Raw genomic sequence first — 20241 nt, forward strand, 5'->3', positions numbered from 1 at the left:
CGGGCGCCGCTTCCTCCCGGCCGGCGTCACCTGGCCCGTGCGGCCTCCTCGGTCGGGACGCCTTCGGCGTTGCCGTAGTACGCCTGCCGCATCAGCCGTCGCATGTCGTCGATCATCGGCATCCGCGGGTTCGCGGGGGCGCACTGGTCGGCGTAGGCGTTCATGGCCTGGGTCGGCAGGGACTCGATGAAGGCCCGCTCGTCCACGCCCTCCTGCGCGAAGGAGGCCGGGATCCCGCACTCGGCGCGCAGTTCCTCGACGGCCCGGGCGTAGGACTCGACGCCCTCGGCCGGGGTGGAGGCCGGCAGCCCCAGCATCCTCGCGATCTCCTGGAACCGCTCGGGGGCCCGGTAGACCTCGACCTTCGGCCACGGGGTGGCCTTGTGCGAGACCGTGCCGTTGTACCGGATGACGTGCGGCAGGAGCAGCGCGTTGGTGCGGCCGTGGGGCACGTGGAAGGTGTTGCCCAGGGTGTGGGCCATCGCGTGGACCAGGCCGAGGAAGGCGTTGGCGAAGGCCATGCCCGCCACCGTCGAGGCGTTGTGCATCTTCTCGCGGGCCTCGGGGTCGTTGGGGCCGTCGACGACGCAGCGCCGGAGGTTCTCGAAGACCAGCCTGATCGCCTGGAGGCAGAGGCCGTCCGTGTAGTCGTTGGCGTACGCGGACACGTACGCCGCGGTGGCGTGGGTCAGGGCGTCGAAGCCCGAGTCGGCGGTGACCGCGGCCGGCAGTCCCATCGGCAGGACCGGGTCGACGATGGCGACGTTCGGGGTCACGCGTAGTCGGCGAGCGGGTACTTGCGGGCCGCCGCCGGGTCGGAGATGACGGCGAAGGGGGTGACCTCGGATCCGGTGCCCGAGGTGGTCGGGACGGCGACCAGCTTCGCCTTCTCCCCGAGCGAGGGGAAGGTGTAGGCCCTCTTGCGGATGTCGAAGAACTTCTCCTTCGTGTCCCCGAACTCCACCTCCGGCCGCTCGTACCTTGACCCGCCGGCCGAACTCCTCGACGAGTTCCTCGTCCTCGGCGTGAATGGCGGCGCTGTGGCCCAGTCCGTGGAACTCGACCATCTCGGCGGCCAGACGCAGGCCGTCCTCGGTGTCGCGGGCCTTCAGGGCGGCCAGGACCGGGGAGAGCTTCTCTCGGGTCAGCGGCTCGGCCTCACCGACCTCGGCGCATTCCGCGAGGAGGACGGAGGTCTCGGCGGGCACCGTGAAACCGGCCTGCTCGGCGATCCATTGCGGGGACTTCCCGACGACCGCCGGGTTCAGCCTGGCCTCGCCGCGGTCGGCCGCGTGGGCGGTGGTGCCGAAGACGAACTGCTCCAGCTTGGTCTTCTCGGCGTCGGTGACCACGTGGGCGCCGAGCCGGCGGAACTCCGCGATCCCCTGTTCGTAGATCTCCCCGTCCAGGATGACGGCCTGCTCGGAGGCGCAGATCATGCCGTGGTCGAAGGCCTTGGAGAGCACGATGTCGTGGATCGCGCGGGCCAGGCGGGCGCTCTTGTGGACGTACGCGGGCACGTTGCCCGCGCCGACGCCCAGGGCCGGCTTGCCGCACGAGTACGCGGCCTTGACCATGGCGTTTCCGCCGGTGGCCAGGATGGTGGAGACACCCGGGTGGTTCATCAGGGCGCCGGTCGCCTCCATGGAGGGGGCGCTCACCCACTGCACGCAGTCCTCGGGGGCGCCGGCGGCCACGGCCGCGTCGCGGACGATGCGCGCGGCCTGCGCCGAGCAGTTCTGGGCGGAGGGGTGGAAGGCGAAGATGATCGGGTTGCGGGTCTTCAGGGCGATCAGCGCCTTGAAGAGGGTCGTCGAGGTCGGATTGGTGACCGGGGTCATCGCGCAGACGACACCGACGGGTTCGGCGATCTCGGTGACACCGTTCAGCTCGTCGCGGCCGATGACACCCGCGGTCTTCAGACCGCGCATCGAATGCACCACGTGCTCGCAGGCGAAGAGGTTCTTGACCGCCTTGTCCTCGAAGAGCCCGCGACCGGTCTCCTCGACGGCGAGCCGCGCGAGCTCCCCGTGCCCGCTCAGCGCGGCGAGGGAGGCCTTCGTGACGATGTGGTCGACCTGCTCCTGGCTGAACGACTCGAACCGGTCGAGCGCCGTGAGCGCGCGCTCGACCAGTCCGTCCACCATCTCGTTGGCCCGCATGCCAGGAACTCCTTCATTTCGACCCGGTTCGAACCGGCGACCCGTTTTCCCGTGTTTCAATTCGACACCCGAAAGCGGAAGACGGGGCGCCGAAAAAGCCCTTTCCGAGGGGGCCGAAGGGCCGTTCACGCCCGTTCACGCCCCTGTGGCCACCCTTCTTGACCTGGGCATATGCAGGAGGACCGAAGACCCTCCCATGCTTGTGAAAACATTCACAAGAATTTCCCGCGAAGTGCGCCCTACCGCACTCCTCCTCCGGCGAGCACAATCACCGTGACGACTCGCGTCGACCGTGAGGGAGGGAGCGCGTGCGCCATCAGGTGCGTACCGCCGACGGACGCGCTCTGGCCGTGGAGCGCTGGGGCGACCCCGACGGCAAGCCGGTCTTCCTGCTCCACGGCATGCCCGGCAGCAGACTCGGGCCGGCGCCGCGGGGCATGGTCCTCTACCAGCGCCGGATGCAGCTCATCGCCTACGACCGGCCCGGCTACGGCGGCTCCGACCGCCATCCGGGCCGCACCGTCGCCGACGTGGCCCGGGACGTGGCCGCCGTCGCCGACGCCCTGGGGCTGGACACCTTCGCCGTGGCGGGCCGCTCCGGCGGCTCCGCCGGAGCCCTGGCCTGCGCCGCCCTGCTCCCGGACCGGGTCACCCGGACGGCGGCCATGGTGGGCCTCGCCCCCCGCGACGCGGAGGACCTGGACTGGTTCGCCGGAATGGCGGACTCGAACGTCCGGGAGTACACCACCGCCACCGACGACCCCGAGGAACTCGCGGCCCGCCTCACCCCCCGCGCCGCCGGCATCCGCGCGGACCCCGGCCGGCTCCTGGACGAGCTGCGCCGGGACCTCACCGACAACGACCGCATGATCGTCTCGGACGCCGGTCTGCGGTCCATGCTGCTGCGCAACTACCGCGAGGGCCTGCGGACCTCGGCGGACGGCTGGATCGACGACGTCCTCGCCTTCAGCCGCCCCTGGGGCTTCGACCCGGCCGACATCCGGACCCCGGTGATGATCTGGCACGGGGAACTGGACGTCTTCTCCCCCGTCGGACACTCCCGCTGGCTGGCCCGCCGGATCCCCGGCGCCACCACCACCATCGACCCGGCCGCAGCCCACTTCGCGGCCCTGCGCGCCCTGCCCGACGTATTGAACTGGCTGCTGCGGGACGTGCCCGCGCCCCCGATCAGCGAGCAACAGCCGGCCTGAGGGCCGGCGGCGGGGGCCTACGACGTTACGTGGAGGACGAGTTCGCCGTCCTCGGCCGCGTCGCCGCGCACCCCCGTCGCGCCACCGACCACTCGCCGACACCGACGAACCCGGTCAACGGCAGTCGGGTATCCCAGGGTTGGCCGCTCAGGTCGTCACAGCCGGTGAACTGCCCTACGTAACGCCGCGCACCGGCGAGGGTGACCGCCGCCGAGCCCTTGCCGCCGGCCGGCGTCGCCGGGACGCCGGCGGCCCGGGCAGCGCCGAACGCGGCGGGGGCCGGGCCGCCCCTCACGCCTTCCGAACCCTCGGAGAGAGAGGGACGGCACACCCCGGAAGAAAAGGATCTTGCCGTACGGCAAACGGCCGAATACGGGGCCGCGAGAATTGCGTCACGCTTTCTATAGAACGCTTGACCAGGCGTCATGTCTCGGTTGCCAATAGGGTGTGGACGAGTAAAGTCCACGCTTGACACTGGCGCGACGCCGCTGTCAACCCCCTGCCCTTTTCGCCCGGCTTCCCCAAGGACGGTGTCGTGAACACTTCCGCAACCCCCCCGACCACCACGGTCAAGACCTCCCGGGTCCCGCTCGACCGCATCGACGTGCACAGCACCTCGGCGGCGGCGACACTCGGCCGCGTGTTGCGGACGGAATCCGGTCGTCACGTTCAGGCACCGATCTTCAACTCTGCGCTCTGACGCCGAAGTACGCGCTCTAGACTGGTGGAATGACCGGCCTGATCGCATTTCGCGAGATCGTCCTGAAAGTTCACAGCAGATGCGATCTCGCTTGTGATCATTGCTACGTCTACGAACACGCAGATCAGAGCTGGCGAGCCCGACCGAAGGTGATCTCCCCCGAGGTGATCGCACACACTGCGTCGCGGCTCGCCGAACATGCCCGTGACCATGCCCTCCCCTCTGTCACGGTGATTCTCCACGGAGGGGAACCCCTGCTGGCGGGCACCGCCCGACTCCGCCTCGTGTGCGAGGAATTCACCCGCGCCCTCGACGGAATCGCCGCCCTGGACCTGCGCATCCACACCAACGGGCTCCAGCTCGGCCACCGTCATCTGGACCTCTTCGCCGAGTACGACGTCCGGGTCGGCATCTCCCTCGACGGGGATCGCGCCGCGAACGACCGCCACCGCCGGTTCGCGGACGGCCGCACCAGCCACCCCCTGGTCCTCGCCGCCGTCGCGCTGCTCCGCTCCGAGCCCTACCGCCACCTCTACCAGGGGCTGCTCTGCACGGTGGACGTGGCCAACGATCCCGTCGCCGTGCTCGACGCCCTCGTCGAGCTGGAGCCGCCCCGGGTGGACTTCCTGCTCCCCCACGCCACCTGGGAGACCCCGCCGGCCCGCCCGGACGGCGCCCCCGACGCCTACGCGCGCTGGCTGCTGCGGGTCTTCGACCACTGGGAGCGCCGGGAACGCCCCGTCCCCGTAAGGCTCTTCGAGTCGCTGCTGTCCACCCTGCGCGGCGGACCCAGCCTGACGGAGTCCCTGGGCCTGGCCCCGACCGACCTCGTCGTCGTCGAGACCGACGGACAACTGGAGCAGGTCGACTCCCTCAAGACCGCCTTCGAGGGGGCCGCGGCCACCGGCTTCAACGTCTTCGACCACACCTTCGACCAGGTGGCGGCGCACCCCGGGGTGCGCGCCCGGCAGCAGGGGCTGGCCGGTGTCAGCGAGACGTGCCGGCGCTGCCCCGTCGTACGCTCGTGCGGCGGCGGACTCTACGCCCATCGCTACCGGCCCGACCCGGCGACCGGCGGGAGCTTCGACCATCCCTCCGTGTACTGCGCCGACCTGCGCGAGCTGGTGGACGGGGTGGAGGGTCGCACCGCACGGCGCGAGACCGCCCCGGAGCTCACCGACCCCACCGAACTGGCCCGGTCCCAGCAGGAGCTGACCCGGGTGCTGCTCGCCCGGTTGAACGCCGACCGGACGGGTGACCCCGACTGGGCCCGGGCCTGGGAACTGCTGGCGGCCGTGGAGCGGTCCGGGGACGCCGGCGCGGACGCCCTGGACGCCGTACTGGACCACCCGTTCACCCGGACGTGGGTACTGGCGGCCCTGGACACGCAGGACGAGGGCCCCCGGGAGGACACCGGCCCGGCCCGCCGGCTGGCCGCGCTGGCCGCCGCCGCCGTGCTGCGGGGCGGACTGGACCTGCCGGCCGACGTGGCCTACCGGGACGGCGAGGTGTACCTGCCGTCCCTGGGACTGCTGCGGCTCGGCGAGCCGGGCACGCGGGGGCGGGCCGCGCTCCGCGCCGTCGACGACGGGTACGCCGTACGGGACGGCCGCGCCGAGCACCGCTTCGGTCCGGCGGCGGGGGACGCGCGCTGGCAGCCCGTACGGACCTGGTCGCCCGGGCCGGACGCGGCGCCGGTGGCCCTGGAGGACCTGGATCCGTACCGCAACTGCTTCGCCCGCCCGCCCCGGCTGCGGCTCGGGGCGGGCGAGGCCGAGGAGTGGCGGGGTCTCCTGGACCGGGCCTGGGCCCTGCTGCAGGACACGGTCCCGGAGTTCGCCCGGGCGGCCGCCGCCGGGCTCACCACGCTGACCCCGCTGGCCGGCGGGCCCCGGGAGCACGGCTGGGGGGAGGCCGGCCGGCACGCCCCCGGGGCGCTCGGCGTCCCGTACGGGGCGGGGGCCCGGGAGACGGCGCTCGCGCTGCTGACCGGCCGCAGGCGGGCCCGCCTGCGCGCCCTGACCGAGGTGGCCGACCTGTACGCCCTGGACGGGGAGTGGCAGCACCCGTCGCCCTGGCGGGAGCGGCCCGTCCCGGTGTCCCGACTGTTGGCCGACGTACACGAGCGGGTGGCGGTGGAGGCGTACCGGCGGGCCGTCGCGGGCCCGGAGCCCGGCTCCGCCGACCCCATCCACCGGGCCCTGGACCGGCTGTCCGGGGCGGCCGAACTGACGATCACGGGCAAACGTCTCGTGGAGGAACTGCGCTGGGAGCTGAAGGCGGTCGACGCGTGAGCGCCCTCGCCGTCCACCTGCGCCTGCTCGGCGTCCGACCCCGGTCCCGGCTCCTGGTGCACGCCGCGCTCGGCGGGACCGGTCTGCGCGCCGAGGAGCTGCGCGACGCCCTGACGGGGGTCCTCGGCCCGCACGGCACGCTGGTGGTACCGACCTTCACCCCGGAGAACTCCCTCACCTCCGGAGCCCACCTGGCCAGGATCGCCGGGCTGAGCCCGTCCGAGACGGCAGCCTTCCGCGCCCGGATGCCGGCCTTCGACCCGGCGACCACGCCGAGTCAGGGCATGGGCGCCCTGGCCGAGGCCGTGCGCACCGCGCCGGGGGCCGTGCGCAGCGCCCACCCTCAGACGTCCTTCGCCGCGCTCGGCGGGGGCGCGGAGGGCCTGTGCGCGGGTCATCGGATCGAAAGCCACATGGGCGAGGAGTCGCCCCTGGGAAAGCTGTGTGGGGAGGGAGGGCAGGTACTCATGATCAATGTGGGGTTTTCAGTTTGCACTGCTTTCCATCTCGCGGAGTATCGAATTCCGAAGCCCCCCTTGCGCATGTACGACTGTGTGGTGAAGGTGAACCTTCCGGGGGATCAACAGGGGGAGGAATGGACCGCGTACGAGGACGTGGCACTGGACGACAGCGACTTCGCGGAGATCGGCGGGACGTTTCCGGATTCACAGGTGCGCAGGGGTCGGGTGGGCGGGGCGCCGGCCCTGCTCTTCTCGATTCCGGATGCCGTCGATCACGCGCTTGACTGGATGACCGAAAACAGATGCTGATTGACTGAACGATGAGGGGATGTCGCGAAGCAGCTCCGGAATGATGTTTCTTCGCTCGCATCTTCGGGACGGGGGGCGTGTGCCCGCATCAGTGCAGCCGTACTTCTTTCTCAGTTATGCGCATACACCGAGATTCGGGGCCGGGGGGCCCGACCCGGACATGTGGGTCGAGCGTCTCTTCCGTGATCTCTGCAGTCACGTCATGGCGCTGACCGATCTGCCCGCCGGGTCCGAGGCGGGTTTCATGGACCGGGAGATACGCAGCGGCGAGGGCTGGTCGGAGCGGCTGGGGACGGCACTCGCCACCTGCCGGGTCTTCGTCCCGCTGTTCTCGCCGCGCTACTTCGCCAGCGAGATGTGCGGGAAGGAGTGGTTCGCCTTCGCGCAGCGCGCCATCCAGCACGGAGCGGCGAGCAACCAGCCGGCCGAGGCCATCGTCCCCGCGTTGTGGGTACCGGTACCGCCGTCCCAACTCCCCGGTCCCGCCGAGCGGTTGCAGTTCAACCACAACACCTTCGGCGAGCGCTACGTCACCGACGGGCTGTACGGGCTGATCAAACTGCGGGGGTACGCCGAGCAGTACGAGCGGGCCGTCTACGAACTCGCCAAGCGGATCGTCCGGGTCGCCGAGACCGTCCGCCTCGACCCCGTCCGCCCGGTGGACTACCGGGTCGTGCCCAGCGCCTTCGGCAGCTCCGACAATCCCACCCGCTCCCTGCACGTGACCGTCGCGGCCGCGTCCCGCCACGACCTTCCGGAGGGACGCAGCCCCGAGTACTACGGGGACAGCGCGCTGGACTGGAACCCGTACCACCCGGCGTCCCAGCGGCCCGTCGCGCTGATCGCGGAGGACCTGGTCAGGAACCTCAACTACCAGACCACCATCGGTTCCTTCGACGACGAGGCGGGACACTTCGACAGCAAGCAGCCGCCGACCCGCCCGGAGATCCTGATCGTCGACCGCTGGGCGGTGGAGGACGAGCAGCGCCGCCGGCGACTCGCCGCCTTCGACCAGGAGTCCCGGCCGTGGATCAACGTGGTCGTGCCGTGGAACCGGTACGACCACCAGAGTCGGGCGAAGGAGAACGAGCTGGCGCACCGGCTGGAGGACACCATGCCCGTGAAGATGAGCCAGGGCCGGGCCGCATGCCGGGCCGCCGCGAACGGCGTGGCCAACATGGAGACGCTCGGGCAGATCCTGCCGCAGGTCGTGGAGGCGGCAGCGCAGCAGTTCCTCAGACACGCCCAGGTCTATCCACCGGCCGGCAACACCCACACCGAACGCCCGCGGCTGATCGGGCCGATGGGGATGAACGGGCCGCCCGCGCCGCTGCCGCCGCGCGCCCCCTTCCCGCCCGACAGCGAATCCCGGGGCGGCGAACACCGGGACGGCGAAGATCACGACCACGATCACGGGGACGGCGAGGACCGCAACGGCGAGCCGCGCGGCAGGGGCGCCGCCGACCACAACGAATCAGACCGGGGGGACGCGGATGACAGCGAGTCGTGACAGCCGTGAGGGACGCATCGTCACCTTCTACTCGTACAAGGGCGGTACCGGCCGCACGATGGCGCTCGCCAACACCGCCTGGATCCTCGCGGCCAACGGCAAGCGCGTGCTCGCCGTCGACTGGGACCTGGAGGCCCCGGGGCTGCACCGTTTCTTCCACCCCTTCCTGGACCCCTCCACCCTGGGGGCCACCACCGGGGTCATCGACCTGATCAGCGAGTACGCCTGGGCCGCCACCAGTCCGGTGCAGCGCGCCGACGACTGGCACAAGGACTACGCGCGGATCCAGCCGCACGCCGTCTCGCTCACCCCGGAGACCCTGGGCTGGGAGTTCCCGGACGGCGGCACGCTCGACTTCGTCTCGGCGGGCCGACAGAACCGCGAGTACTCGGCGACCGTCTCCACCTTCGACTGGGACAACTTCTACGACCGGCTCGGCGGTGGTCTCTTCTTCGACGCCTTACGCGCCGACATGAAGAGGAACTACGACTACGTCCTGATCGACAGCCGGACCGGCCTGTCCGACATCGCGGACATCTGCACGGTGCACCTGCCGGACGTCCTGGTGGACTGCTTCACCCTCTCCGACCAGTCGATCGACGGCGCCGCCTCGGTGGCGCGCCAGATCGACGAGCGGTTCAACGACCGGGGCATCAAGATCTATCCGGTTCCGATGCGCATCGACGAGGGTGAGAAGGAGAAGGCCGACGCGGGCCGGGCCTTGGCCCGGATCCGGTTCGACCGCTTCCCCAACGGTCTCGTCGGGGACGAACTCACCTCGTACTGGGGCGCGGTGGAGATCCCGTACCGGCCCTACTACGCCTACGAGGAGACCCTGGCCACCTTCGGTGACGAGGCCGGTCTCACCAACTCCCTGCTCTCCGCGTTCGAGCGGTTGACGGCGGTGGTCACCGAGGGCGAGATCGTCTCGATGCCCGCCATCGCGGAGGACGTCCGGATGCGGATCCGGGACGCCTTCACCCGGCGGCGCCCGGCCCTGCCCGCCGACCTGTTCCTGTCCTACGTCGCCGAGAACCGCATGTGGGCCGACTGGATCGAGTCGGTGCTCACCCGGGCCGGGTTCCGGGTGGTGCCGCAGGACGTCTCCGCCGAACGCGCGCCGGTCGACGGGGGCGGAGCCGGGGACACCCTCGGCGGGGCCGGCATCAGCGTCGACAACGCGGCCCGGACCGTGGTGCTGCTCTCCAGCGCCTACCTCAAGTCCGCCCGGGCCGTGGACGTCTGGAACCGGGCGGCGGCGGAGGACCCCACCGGGGGCCGGCGCCAGCTGGTGCCGCTGCGCGTGGGCGACGTACGGCTGGCGACCCCGTACATCGACCGCAACCCGGTGGACCTGTTCCGCCTCGACGAGGTGCACGCCACCACGGCGCTGCTCCGCGCGGTGGAGCGGCCGATGGCCCTGCCGGACTCCGTCAACAGCACCACCCAGCCGGGGCCCCGGTTCCCGGGGACGGTCCCGAAGATCTGGAACGCGCCGCCCCGCAACCCCGGGTTCACGGGCCGCAGCATCGTGCTGGAGCGGATGCGCGACCAGCTCGGCGGCGGCATGGCCGTGGTGCTGCCGCAGCCGCAGACCCTGTACGGGCTCGGCGGCGTGGGCAAGACACAGGTGGCGCTGGAGTACGTCCACCGGTTCATGGCCGACTACGACCTGGTCTGGTGGATCTCCTCGGAACAGACCGACGACGTGGTGGCGGCCCTCGCGGAGCTGGCCGTACGCCTGGGCGCGCAGACCGGCGAGGACATGTCGGCCGCCTCCCAGGAGGCGATCGACCTGCTGCGGCGCGGGGTGCCGACCTCGCGGTGGCTGTTGGTCTTCGACAACGCCGACGATCCCGAGACGCTGAAGCGGTTCTTCCCGCCGGGCGGCCCGGGGCACGTGCTGGTGACCTCGCGCAACCAGTCCTGGTCGCAGTACGGCGACGCGCTCCCGGTGGACGTGTTCCTGCGCGAGGAGTCCATCGAGCACCTCCAGCGCCGGGCCCCGGGACTCACCAAGGAGGACGCCGAGCAGGTGGCCGTGGCGGTGGGCGACCTGCCGTTGGCGGTCGAACAGGCGGGCGCCTGGATCGCGGAGACGGCGACGCCGGTGTCCGCGTACCTGGAGCAGTTGGCGGAGCAGGCGGCCCGGGTGCTGGGGCTGAACCAGCCCCCCGGTTACCCGGAGCCGGTCGCCGCCACCTGGAACGTGTCCATCGAGCGGCTCCAGTCCCGCTCCCCCGCCGCCGTGCGGCTGCTCCAGCTCTGCGCGTTCTTCGCGCCCGAGCCGATCTCCGCGAACCTCCTCTACAGCAAGGAGATGATCAACGCGCTCAAGCCGTACGACTCCTCGCTCCAGGAGAAGCTGATGCTGGGCCGGGTGATCCGGGAGATCGGCCGGTTCGCGATGGCCAAGGTCGACCAGGTCGGCAACAGCATCCAGGTGCACCGGCTGGTGCAGGCCGTGATCCGGGCCCAGCTCTCGGAGGAGGAACAGCGCGAGGCCCGGCACGCGGTGCACCGGATCCTGGCGGGGGCCCGGCCGGACGACGACGAGCCGATAGACAATCCGGAGACCTGGCCGCGGTTCAACACCATATGGCCGCACCTGACGCCCTCCGAGGCCCGCAACTGCAAGGAGCCGGAGACCCGCCGGCTGTTGATCGACCGGGTGCGCTACCTCTGGAAGCGCGGAGACTTCAAGGCCGCGTACCAACTCGGCGAGGAGTTGCGGGAGATCTGGAAGGACACCCTCGGCAACGACGACCTCCAGTACCTGTACCTGCGCTTCCACCTGTCCAACATCCTGCGCTCGCAGGGCCGGTTCGTGGAGGCGCAGGAGCTGGGCGAGGTCACGCTGGAGCGGCAGCGGACGGTGCTCGGCCCCTCCCACCCGCACACGTACATGACCACCAGTGGTCTGGCGATGGACCTGGGGGCGCTGGGCCGGTATGCGGAGGCGATGGAGCTGGCGACGGCCGCCCACGAGGGCTTCAGCCAGATATTCCACGAGGCGCACCCCCGCACCCTGGCCGCGGCCAACAACCTGGCGCTGAACCTGCGCATGGTCGGCCAGTACGCGCGGGCCCGGGAGATCGACCAGGAGGTCTTCGACCGGCGTACCGAGGTGCTGGGCACGGACCACCCGTACACGCTCTCGTCGGCCCAGAACCTGGCCCGTGACCTGCGCGAGGTGGGCCGGTACGACGACTCGGTGCAGCTCCTGGCGCGGACGTACGAGATCTACAAGCGGACGCTGGGCCGGGCCTTCCCGGGCACCCTGTCGGCCGCGAAGAACCTGGCGGTGTCGCTGCGCAGGGCGGGCGAGTTGGAGGACGCGCTGCGGCTGACGACGGCGACCCGCAACCGGTACCGGGCCAAGTACACCTCGGTCAACCCCGACCTGTTGGCCTGCGAACTCAACCTCGCCTCGGACCTGTTCGCGACGGGTGATCCGGGCGCGGCGCGGGACCTGGCGCAGGAGGTGGTGGACGAGTTCATGAAGGTGCCGGGCGAGCGGCACCCGTACACCCTCGCCGCGCTCAACAACCTCGCGGTGTTCCACTGGGGCACGGGGGCGGCGGACACGGCGGAGCCGATGCTGCGGCAGACGATCCGGCACATGCGCGAGGTGCTGGGCGACAACCACCCGCACACGATCTTCACCCATCTGAACCTGGCCAACGCCCGGGCGGACCTGGGTGATCCGGAGGGCGCGCTGGAACTGGAGCGGCTGTCGGTGATGCGGCTGCGCGAGGCGCTGGGAGTGCATCACCCCGAGACCCTGGCGAGCGCCTCCAACATGGCCGTCAGCCTGGACATGATGGGGCGCAAGGAGGAGGCCGCCCGGGTGCGGGCGGAGGCGGTGGCCGAACTGACGCGGCTGCTGGGCGAGGACCACGGTCTGACCCGCTACGCCCGTGACGAGCGGCGGGTGCACCGCGACCTGGAGCCCCTCGCCGTGTGATCCGACGGAGGGCGGCCCCCGCACGGGTCGCCCTCCACCCCGACAGCAGCCTGGGGGGTTCGCTGTGAGCGACAGCATGACCTTTCGAAACGAGGACCTGCCGGCCCTCTTCCACCACACCGATCAGGCGGCGATCTCCCGACAGCGGGAGTCCACCCAGGCCACGCGCGCCCAGCTGGTGCTGCTCGTCGTCGCCGCGGGGGCCGCCGCGCTGCCCGCGGGGCCGGCCGTGGGCCACTTGAGAAGGCCTCCAGCGGTCCGTCGTGGCCGTCGAGGACGGCCCGTAGGCCGTCCCTCACGTGGTCGAGCACCTCGACGGGAATCGACCGGTGTCCGGTCACGCCGATACGTTTCATGCGGAAACCTCCCCCGTGGACGCCTGGACATCCTCCCAGAAGGCGGGAGGACGTCCAGGGGTCGAACGGGGGCGCGTGGGTCAGTAGACGCTGACGCCGTAGGCGTTCAGGGCTTCCACGACGGGCTGGAAGAAGGTCGTTCCACCGGAGGAGCAGTTGCCGCTGCCTCCGGAGGTGAGACCCACGGCACGGCTGCCGGAGTAGAGCGGGCCGCCGCTGTCGCCGGGCTCGGCGCAGACGTTGGTGCGGATCATGCCGTAGACGACGTCGCCGCCGCCGTAGTTGACGGTGGCGTTGAGGCCGGTCACGGAACCGCTGTGGATGCCGGTGGTGGAGCCGCGCCGGGTGACGGACATGCCGGTGGTGGCGTTGACGGCGCTGGTGATGTCCTGGCTGCCGACGGTGCCCGGCGGGATCGGGGTGCTGCTGTTGTACTTGATCAGGCCGTAGTCATTGGTCGGGAAGCTGGAGCCGACGGTGGGGCCGATGACGGTGGTGTGGGCGGAGTTGCTCCACCAGGTGCCGGCTCCGTCGGTGCAGTGACCGGCGGTCAGGATGTAGTAGGTGCTGCCGCTGCGCACGTTGAAGCCGAGCGAACAGCGCCAGCTCGACGCGTAGATGGCGTCACCGCCGGACAACAGTTTCGTCAGCTTGCCCGGGGTGCGCTCGATGCGCAGGGCGCCGGCGTCGGGGCCGGCCTCGCGGCGGATCCTGGCGATGTCGGCGGCCGACACCCTGGAGTCCGCGGTGACCACGAGGGTTCCGTTGGCGGGGTCGGTGTGCCAGGCCGTGCCCGCCACGTCGGCGCGCAGCACGGAGGCGCCTGCCGAGGCGAGGCGATCGGCGCTGAAGCCGCTGTCGGCGCTCGCCGTGGCGGGTGCGCCGAGCGCGGCGACGGCGGCCAGGCCGGTGGCCGCCGCGAGAAGCTTGATTCGGGTGATGCTCTGGATCCTCACTGACTCGTCCTCCCGGAGGGGATGGGGGGCCCGGCGGGGGTGGGGGTGCCGGAGCCCGGGAGAGAGGCGGTCGGGGGCACGACGGGCGCATGCCCGTTCGTCGTGCCCCTGACAAGCCTCGTGAGAGACGCTTTCGGGAGTGTCCTGGTGTCAGATTCCCGCGACAAGAGCGGCTTTCAGCCTCCGCTCACCCGCCGGCACCTCGAACGGCAGCGTGTTCCCGGGTGGCGGGAACGGACAGATGAAGTGGTCCGCGAAGGCGCAGGGCGGCAGCTGGGCCCTATTGAAGTCCACGGTGATCGAGCCGTCCTCGCCGGGGGCGCCGGGCTTGAGGAAGCGGAACCGGTAGCTGGACACCCCGCCGGTGGCATCGCCGAAGACGGCCCACAGGCTCCCGTCCTCCTCGTCCACGGCCACCTGGAGTGCGTGTTCCACCCCGTCGCGGATGAAGAGCAGCTCCCCTCCCAGGCCGAGCCCGCGGTCCCGCCCGTCGGCGTTCTCGACCTGGACCGTCCGGTCCCGGTCGTACGGCCGAAAGCGCCCCGGAAGGGCGAGTTCCGGGTCGTACGGGCCGACCTCGATGCCGGTGAAGTCCCGCCGGGCCCCGGAGGCGGGGTCGAAGACGCGTACCGCCCACTCCCCCTCCCGCCGGATCACCACGATCCGGAGGTCGCCCGCGGAGATCCGGGAGTGCGAGGGCGGCGCCTCGTCGGCCGCGAGCACGGCGTCGCCGGCGAAGGGGGCGCCGTCGAGGCTCAGCCCGTCCTCGGGGTCGGCGTGCAGGGCGACCCCCGCGTCGGTGGTGCGCCATTCCCCGGGAACGGCCGGAATTCGACCTTTCGGGTAGTCGGCGAGCCAGTGGGTACCGGTCAGCGCGAGCGGACCGTGCGGGGCGGACACGGTCGCCAGCCGATGCTCGTGCCAGCGCCGCCAGGCGGTCTCGGGGTCGGTGTCGTCGTCATGGTTCATGCCGCTCAACCTTTCCACGCCGGTCCGGACGGGAACCGCGGGGTACCCCGTCCGGACCTGGGAAATATCTGAGAGGAACTCAGCAGCCGTCGCACGGGCAGCAGCAGCACCCGTCGCCGCAGCTGTCACAGCAGTCGCATCCATCGCATCCGTCGCACCACGGGTCCCGCTTCTGCCGGGACCACGGCCCCTCGTGCTCCGTGCAGCAGAGTTGGCAGGTGCAGAAGAGCCCGACGGCCACCGCGCAGCCCGCGAGCAGCCCGCGGCGCGGTCGCTGCGGAGGCAACCCACCGCCACCGCCACCGCCCGGCCCGCCCGGCCCCATCGGCGGAGGAGTCCCGGGACCCCCGGGGGCGTACGGGGCGCCCGGCGCGTACGGGTTCCCGCCGCCGTACGGGCCCCCCGCGCCCGGGGCGTCGTAGCCCTGCGGGGCCGGGCCGAAGCCCCCGCCGGCGTTCACGGCGGCGTGGTCGCCCGTGTGACCGCAGGCGGTCGTCCCGAAGGCCCGGTCGACGGAGGTGCGCAGCTCGTGCACCAGCAGCCGGTGGGCGAGACCCGCGTCCGCGAACTCCACCTCGCGCAGGGCCAGCCGGATGCCGCGCAGGGCGTCGTCACAGAGCCTGCGCGCCTCGGTGAGGGAGGTGCCGGTGGCGGTGAGCGGGTTCCAGGCGCCGGCCGCGGCGTCGGCCCGCTGGTCCTCCACGGCGTCCAGCAGGTGCGCGAGCCGGCCGAAGTACCGGCCCGCCTCGGCGAGCGGGGCGGTGTTGCCTGGCCGTCCCGCGAGGACCGCGGTATGCGCGAAGGCCGCCGCGGTCGCGGTCTCCGTCGGCTCGGTCACCACCAGAACGGACGTTCCGATCCCGGCCAGCACCTCGATGCCGCCCTGGCGGTCCACGGCGTCGACGAGCACGGCCGTGTCGAAGCCGAGCGAGGCCCCGGTGCGGGCGCCGGCCCGGTCCCAGCCCCGGGCCACCTTGCGCGCGGCGGCGGCGATCGGCGCCCGGGCCAACAGCCCGTCCCGGTCGGCCACGTGGTCGCGCACCTTCGCGGAGGCCAGCACGAGCGAGACGGCGGCCGCGAGACGCGCACCCTCCCCCTTGGCGACGGCGGCGGTGCGCATGCCGCGCAGCGGGCAGGGGCCGGCGGTGCGTCGCGCCCGCGGATCCGGACCGGACTGAGCCTCCGTCAGAACGGATACCAGCAGGCCGTCGTAGTTGGTCACGATCCTGGCGAACTGTCCGTGGTCACCGCGAAGTGCCAGGCAGAGACCGCAGAGATGAGCCATCCACTCGGTCTTGAAGCGCTCTCCCAGCCGGTGCGTGCAAGGTCTGACGATGCCGAACAATCTGCTTCCCCCGTGTGTCATGCGCGTGCTTACCGGGCATGGTATCGAGCCATCGCGGTCACCCGTACGCACCAGCGCATCACCCGAAAGGAGGTGGCGGTCGTATTTTCACTCAGTCAGCAGCGGTAGGCCGTCGCGCACCTTAGTCGTGCAACGAATGTTCTGCACCAGTACCGTCACGAAAAGCCGGCGCGGCGGCTATCCACTTGGCGCGTTGTCAGCATCATGGACGACCATAGGGGCAGCGGAGAGAAGACAACTGACCGCGGTGAAAGGAGGCGTCCATGGGTTCGGTGCGCAAGGCGAGTGCCTGGTTGGGTCTCGTGGAAGACAACGACGACGAGCGGTACTACGACGACGACTACGCGGAGGCGGTGGAGCGCCAGCAGGGCGGGTCCGTCTCGGGCCCCGGTGACCAGTGGGTCACCGACCCGCGCGTCAAGGTGGCCTCGGAGTCCGAGGTCGAGCAGGGTCGGCGGATCGCGACCGTGACGCCCGACGGCTTCCGTGACGCCCGCGGCATCGGCGAACTGTTCCGCGAGGGCGTCCCGGTCATCGTGAACCTGTCGTCGATGGACCCGGGCGACGCGAAGCGCGTGGTCGACTTCGCGGCCGGCCTGACCTTCGGACTGCGCGGATCGATCGAGCGGGTGGCGACCAGGGTCTTCCTCCTGACCCCGGCCGACACCCAGATCGTCAGCGGCGAGCCCGGCGGGCGCTCGCGCGACTTCTTCAACCAGAGCTGAGCAAGGCCCTCACCGGAAGGCGTCGAGCCCGGTGAGTGCCTTGCCCAGCACCAATTGGTGCATCTCGACGGTGCCCTCGTAGGTGAGGACCGATTCGAGGTTGGTGGCGTGCCGCATCACGGGATATTCCAGGGAGATCCCGTTCGCGCCGAGGATGGTCCGCGCGGTGCGGCAGATGTCGATGGCCTCGCGGACGTTGTTGAGTTTGCCGAAACTGATCTGCTCCGGCCGCAGGGTTCCCGCGTCCATGCGGCGACCCAGGTGGTGGGCGAGCAGGATGCCCTTGTGGAGTTCCAGTGCCATGTCCGCGAGCTTGGCCTGGGTGAGCTGGAAGCCTCCGATCGGCCTTCCGAACTGCTCCCGCGTCTTCGCGTAGTCGAGCGCGGACTCGAAGGAGGCGCGCGCCGCCCCCATGGAGCCCCAGACGATCCCGTACCGCGCGTGGCTGAGACAGCCCAGCGGCCCCTTGAGCCCGGTGACGCCCGGAAGCACCGCGTCCGCGGGCAGACGTACGTCGTCCATCACCAGCTCGCTGGTCACCGAGGCGCGCAGGGACCACTTGTGCTTGATCTCCGGCGCGGAGAACCCGGCGCTGTCGGTGGGCACGGCGAACCCGCGGATGCCCTCGTCGGTCTGCGCCCACACCACGGCGACGGAGGCCACCGAGCCGTTGGTGATCCACATCTTGCGGCCGGTCAACACCCAGTCGGTGCCGTCGCGCTTGGCGTACGTGCGCATCGCGGCGGGGTCCGAACCGACGTCGGGTTCGGTCAGGCCGAAGCAGCCGATCAGCTCGCCGGCGGCCATGCCGGGCAGCCAGCGCTCCTTCTGCTCCTCGGAGCCGTACTTCCAGATCGCGTACATGGCCAGCGAGCCCTGTACGGAGACCAGCGAGCGGATGCCGGAGTCGGCGGCCTCCAGCTCCAGGCAGGCCAGGCCGTACTGCACGGCGGAGGCGCCCGCGCACCCGTATCCGGTCAGCGACATCCCGAGGGCGCCGATCGAGCCGAGTTCCCGGGCCAGCTCCCGGATCCCGGGCAGTTCGCCGTTCTCGTACCACTCGGCGATGTGCGGCAGCACCCGGTCGGCGGCCCAGTCCCGGACGGTGTCGCGGACCGCGAGGTCCTCGGGGCTGAGCAGCTCGTCGATCCCGAGCGGATCGGTGGGTACGAAGGACACGTGGCCTCCCGGCGGCCTGAGGGTGGAAACCTGGCGGTGTCAGTGTGTCCGCGACCCCGCCCCCGGTCCACCCCCCACCTGCGAGGGTTCCGGTCGGACGCGGGGTGTCAGGCCGAGCGGGCGGCCGGGTCGCACTCGGCGTGCGCCTGGCCGGGGATCCGTGCGGCGGGCTCGCCGGCGGGGGCCGCGGCGCTCGCCTGCGCGGGCAGCCGCAGCGGTTCGCCGGTGTCCGTGTCGGCGGCGCAGTCCATCGTGCGCGGCAGCTTCAGCGCCATGGCCGCGCCGGCGAACAGCAGCCCGGCGCTGACCACCAGCGTCACGTGCAGGCCGTGGACGAACGAGTGCCGGGCGGCGGCGTGCAGCGCGGCCCCGGCGGGACCGCCGAGGTGCGCCGCGATCTGGTAGGCCTCGCCCAGCGAGTTGGCGGCGTCGGCGGAGTCGGCCGCCGAGACCCCGGGAACGTGCGCGAGCCCCGGCGCGTAGGCCGCGTTCATGACGCTGCCGAGCAGCGCGATGCCCATGCCCGCGCCGAGCTGGTAGGAGGTCTCGCCGATGGAGGCCGCGCCGCCGGCGGTGGCCGCCGGGGCCTCGCTCAGCATGGACTCATAGGCGGCGAACAGCGTGGTCTGGAGGCCGAAGCCGAGCAGGATGAACCCGACGGTGAGCAGGACGGGCCGGTCCTGCTGTCCCATGAGCGTCAGCAGGAGCACGGCGCAGGCGGTGAGCAGGAAGCCCAGCGAGACCATCGTGCGCGGGCCGACCCGTTGCAGGGTGTACGAGCCGGTGGCGCCGGCGGCCATCGCGGCGAAGGTCAGCGGCAGCAGCCGCAGGCCGGTCTCCAGCGGGCTCAGGCGCAGCACCAGCTGGAGGTACTGGACGGCGATCAGCTCCAGGCCGACCAGGGCCAGCATGGCGAGCACGATGCAGCCGACGGAGGTGGTGAAGGCCGCGCGGGAGAACAGCCGCGTGTCGATCAGCGGGTGGGTGCGTCGTCGCTGGCGGCGTACGAAGAGGATCAGCAGGGCCACGCCGAGGAGCAGCGGGACCAGCGCCTCGGGGTCGACGAGCTGCCGTTCGGCGCCGAGTCGCTTGACCCCGAGGACCGCCCCGAGCACGCCGCCGGCGGCCATCAGCGCGCCGAGCACGTCCCAGGGCCCCTCCGCGGAGCCCTTGGACTCGGGCAGCAGCCACCGGCCGAGCGGCAGGATCAGCGCCATCAGCGGAATGTTGATCAGGAAGACGGAGCCCCACCAATAGTGCTGGACGAGGAATCCACCGAGGACGGGGCCACTGGCCGCGCCGATGGCCGCGACGGCGGTCCAGATGCCGATGGCGAGGGCGCGCTCGCGGCGGTCGGGGAAGACCTGGCGCAGGATCGACAGGGTGGCCGGCATGATCATCGCCCCGCCGATGCCGAGCAGGGCGCGGGCGGCGATGAGGATCTGGGCGTTGTCGGCGAGGGCGGCGATCGCGGAGGCGATGCCGAAGAGCCCGTAGCCGAGGAGCAGGATCCGACGGCGGCCGACCCGGTCCCCGAGGGTGCCGAAGAGGATCAGCAGCGCGGCGCAGACCAGCGGGTAGGCGTCGACGATCCAGAGGAGCTCGATCGAGCCGGGGCGCAGGTCCTCGGTGACGGCGGGAACGGCGACGTGCAGGATCGTCGCGTCGAGCGCGACGAGCACGAGGCTGACGCAGAGGACGGCGAGGACGACCCAACGGTTCGCCCCGCCGGAGGCGGCGCTGATTCGCTGCCAGGGGGAAGGGTTCCGGTCTCCGGTCACGTTCGTCCCCGACATGCATGTACCTCCCAGGTGATCCCTCGCACTCGGCGGACCAGCGTCGTGTGGAGCCACGGGGGTGGGGCGGGGGTGCGGCGTCCTGCGGGGTCCGGCATCGACAAGCGAGTGAACGGTCAGCGTACGCGAGTTCGTTTGCCCCACACGTGGTCAAGCTCTCATCCCGACGGGGGCCTGCGTGTGGTGTGCGCCACTCGCTCCGACCCCCTCCCTTCCCTCGTGTACACGCCCGGTGACGGGCCGTGGTTCTGGTCCGGCGCCGGGTGGGCCGGCGTCGATA

13 protein-coding genes and 2 pseudogenes are annotated in these 20241 nt (G+C 71.6%); 8 read left to right on the forward strand and 7 right to left on the reverse strand.

Features of this window, described 5'->3' with window-relative positions; translation table 11 throughout:
- Nucleotides 1–26: 26 nt before the first annotated feature.
- Nucleotides 27–2162, reverse strand: a pseudogene (locus OTB19_RS23530) (aldehyde dehydrogenase family protein).
- Between the two features lie 308 nt (nucleotides 2163–2470).
- Between OTB19_RS23530 and OTB19_RS23535 the strand changes: the two are divergent.
- Nucleotides 2471–3373, forward strand: a complete 903-nt coding sequence (locus OTB19_RS23535) for an alpha/beta fold hydrolase (RefSeq protein WP_267800344.1) — start codon at nucleotides 2471–2473, stop codon at nucleotides 3371–3373.
- 25 nt (nucleotides 3374–3398) lie between these two features.
- On the opposite strand, the gene OTB19_RS23540 is transcribed toward OTB19_RS23535, so the two are convergent.
- On the reverse strand, nucleotides 3399–3668 hold the full coding sequence (locus tag OTB19_RS23540) for a hypothetical protein (protein WP_267800345.1): 270 nt from the start codon (nucleotides 3666–3668) through the stop codon (nucleotides 3399–3401).
- A gap of 240 nt (nucleotides 3669–3908) precedes the next feature.
- On the opposite strand from OTB19_RS23540, the gene fxsA reads away from it, so the two are divergent.
- From fxsA to OTB19_RS23570, 6 genes and pseudogenes are all read left to right on the forward strand, one after another.
- On the forward strand, nucleotides 3909–4073 hold the full coding sequence (gene fxsA / locus OTB19_RS23545; protein WP_267800346.1) for an FxSxx-COOH cyclophane-containing RiPP peptide: 165 nt from the start codon (nucleotides 3909–3911) through the stop codon (nucleotides 4071–4073).
- Between the two features lie 29 nt (nucleotides 4074–4102).
- A complete protein-coding gene (fxsBH, locus tag OTB19_RS23550; protein WP_267800347.1) occupies nucleotides 4103–6367 on the forward strand; it encodes a radical SAM/SPASM protein FxsBH, inactivated beta-hydroxylase extension form in 2265 nt (754 codons plus the stop codon).
- Nucleotides 6364–7137, forward strand: a complete 774-nt coding sequence (locus OTB19_RS23555; protein WP_267800348.1) for an aminoglycoside N(3)-acetyltransferase — start codon at nucleotides 6364–6366, stop codon at nucleotides 7135–7137. Before fxsBH ends, OTB19_RS23555 begins: the two co-directional genes overlap by 4 nt.
- A gap of 43 nt (nucleotides 7138–7180) precedes the next feature.
- Nucleotides 7181–8647, forward strand: coding sequence for a TIR-like protein FxsC (locus OTB19_RS23560; protein WP_267800368.1), 1467 nt, complete (start codon nucleotides 7181–7183; stop codon nucleotides 8645–8647).
- Nucleotides 8631–12614, forward strand: coding sequence for an FxSxx-COOH system tetratricopeptide repeat protein (gene fxsT / locus OTB19_RS23565; RefSeq protein ID WP_267800349.1), 3984 nt, complete (start codon nucleotides 8631–8633; stop codon nucleotides 12612–12614). The genes OTB19_RS23560 and fxsT overlap by 17 nt, the downstream gene beginning before the upstream one ends.
- 76 nt (nucleotides 12615–12690) lie before the next feature.
- Nucleotides 12691–12819: pseudogene (locus tag OTB19_RS23570) on the forward strand (DUF4231 domain-containing protein); the annotation flags it as partial.
- Nucleotides 12820–13050: 231 nt separating this feature from the next.
- Here the strand turns inward: OTB19_RS23570 and OTB19_RS23575 are convergent.
- The 3 genes from OTB19_RS23575 to OTB19_RS23585 form a co-directional block, all read right to left on the reverse strand.
- Nucleotides 13051–13926, reverse strand: a complete 876-nt coding sequence (locus OTB19_RS23575) for a S1 family peptidase (RefSeq protein WP_267800350.1) — start codon at nucleotides 13924–13926, stop codon at nucleotides 13051–13053.
- Between the two features lie 150 nt (nucleotides 13927–14076).
- A complete protein-coding gene (locus tag OTB19_RS23580; protein ID WP_267800351.1) occupies nucleotides 14077–14895 on the reverse strand; it encodes a DUF1684 domain-containing protein in 819 nt (272 codons plus the stop codon).
- A 79-nt stretch (nucleotides 14896–14974) separates the two neighbouring features.
- On the reverse strand, nucleotides 14975–16240 hold the full coding sequence (locus tag OTB19_RS23585; protein WP_267800352.1) for a DUF5685 family protein: 1266 nt from the start codon (nucleotides 16238–16240) through the stop codon (nucleotides 14975–14977).
- A gap of 284 nt (nucleotides 16241–16524) precedes the next feature.
- Here OTB19_RS23585 and OTB19_RS23590 point away from each other — a divergent pair, with 284 nt between their 5' ends.
- On the forward strand, nucleotides 16525–16986 hold the full coding sequence (locus tag OTB19_RS23590) for a cell division protein SepF (RefSeq protein ID WP_267800353.1): 462 nt from the start codon (nucleotides 16525–16527) through the stop codon (nucleotides 16984–16986).
- Nucleotides 16987–16995: 9 nt separating this feature from the next.
- Here the strand turns inward: OTB19_RS23590 and OTB19_RS23595 are convergent, their stop codons facing one another.
- Together OTB19_RS23595 and OTB19_RS23600 are read right to left on the reverse strand one after the other, a co-directional pair.
- Nucleotides 16996–18165, reverse strand: coding sequence for an acyl-CoA dehydrogenase family protein (locus OTB19_RS23595; protein WP_267800354.1), 1170 nt, complete (start codon nucleotides 18163–18165; stop codon nucleotides 16996–16998).
- Between the two features lie 107 nt (nucleotides 18166–18272).
- Nucleotides 18273–19961 carry an MFS transporter gene (locus tag OTB19_RS23600; protein WP_267800355.1) on the reverse strand — a complete coding sequence of 563 codons (1689 nt, stop codon included), beginning with the start codon at nucleotides 19959–19961 and terminating at the stop codon, nucleotides 18273–18275.
- Nucleotides 19962–20241 lie beyond the last annotated feature (280 nt).

Source organism: Streptomyces sp. H27-H5 (genome assembly GCF_026627505.1).
Classification (GTDB): Bacteria; Actinomycetota; Actinomycetes; order Streptomycetales; family Streptomycetaceae; genus Streptomyces.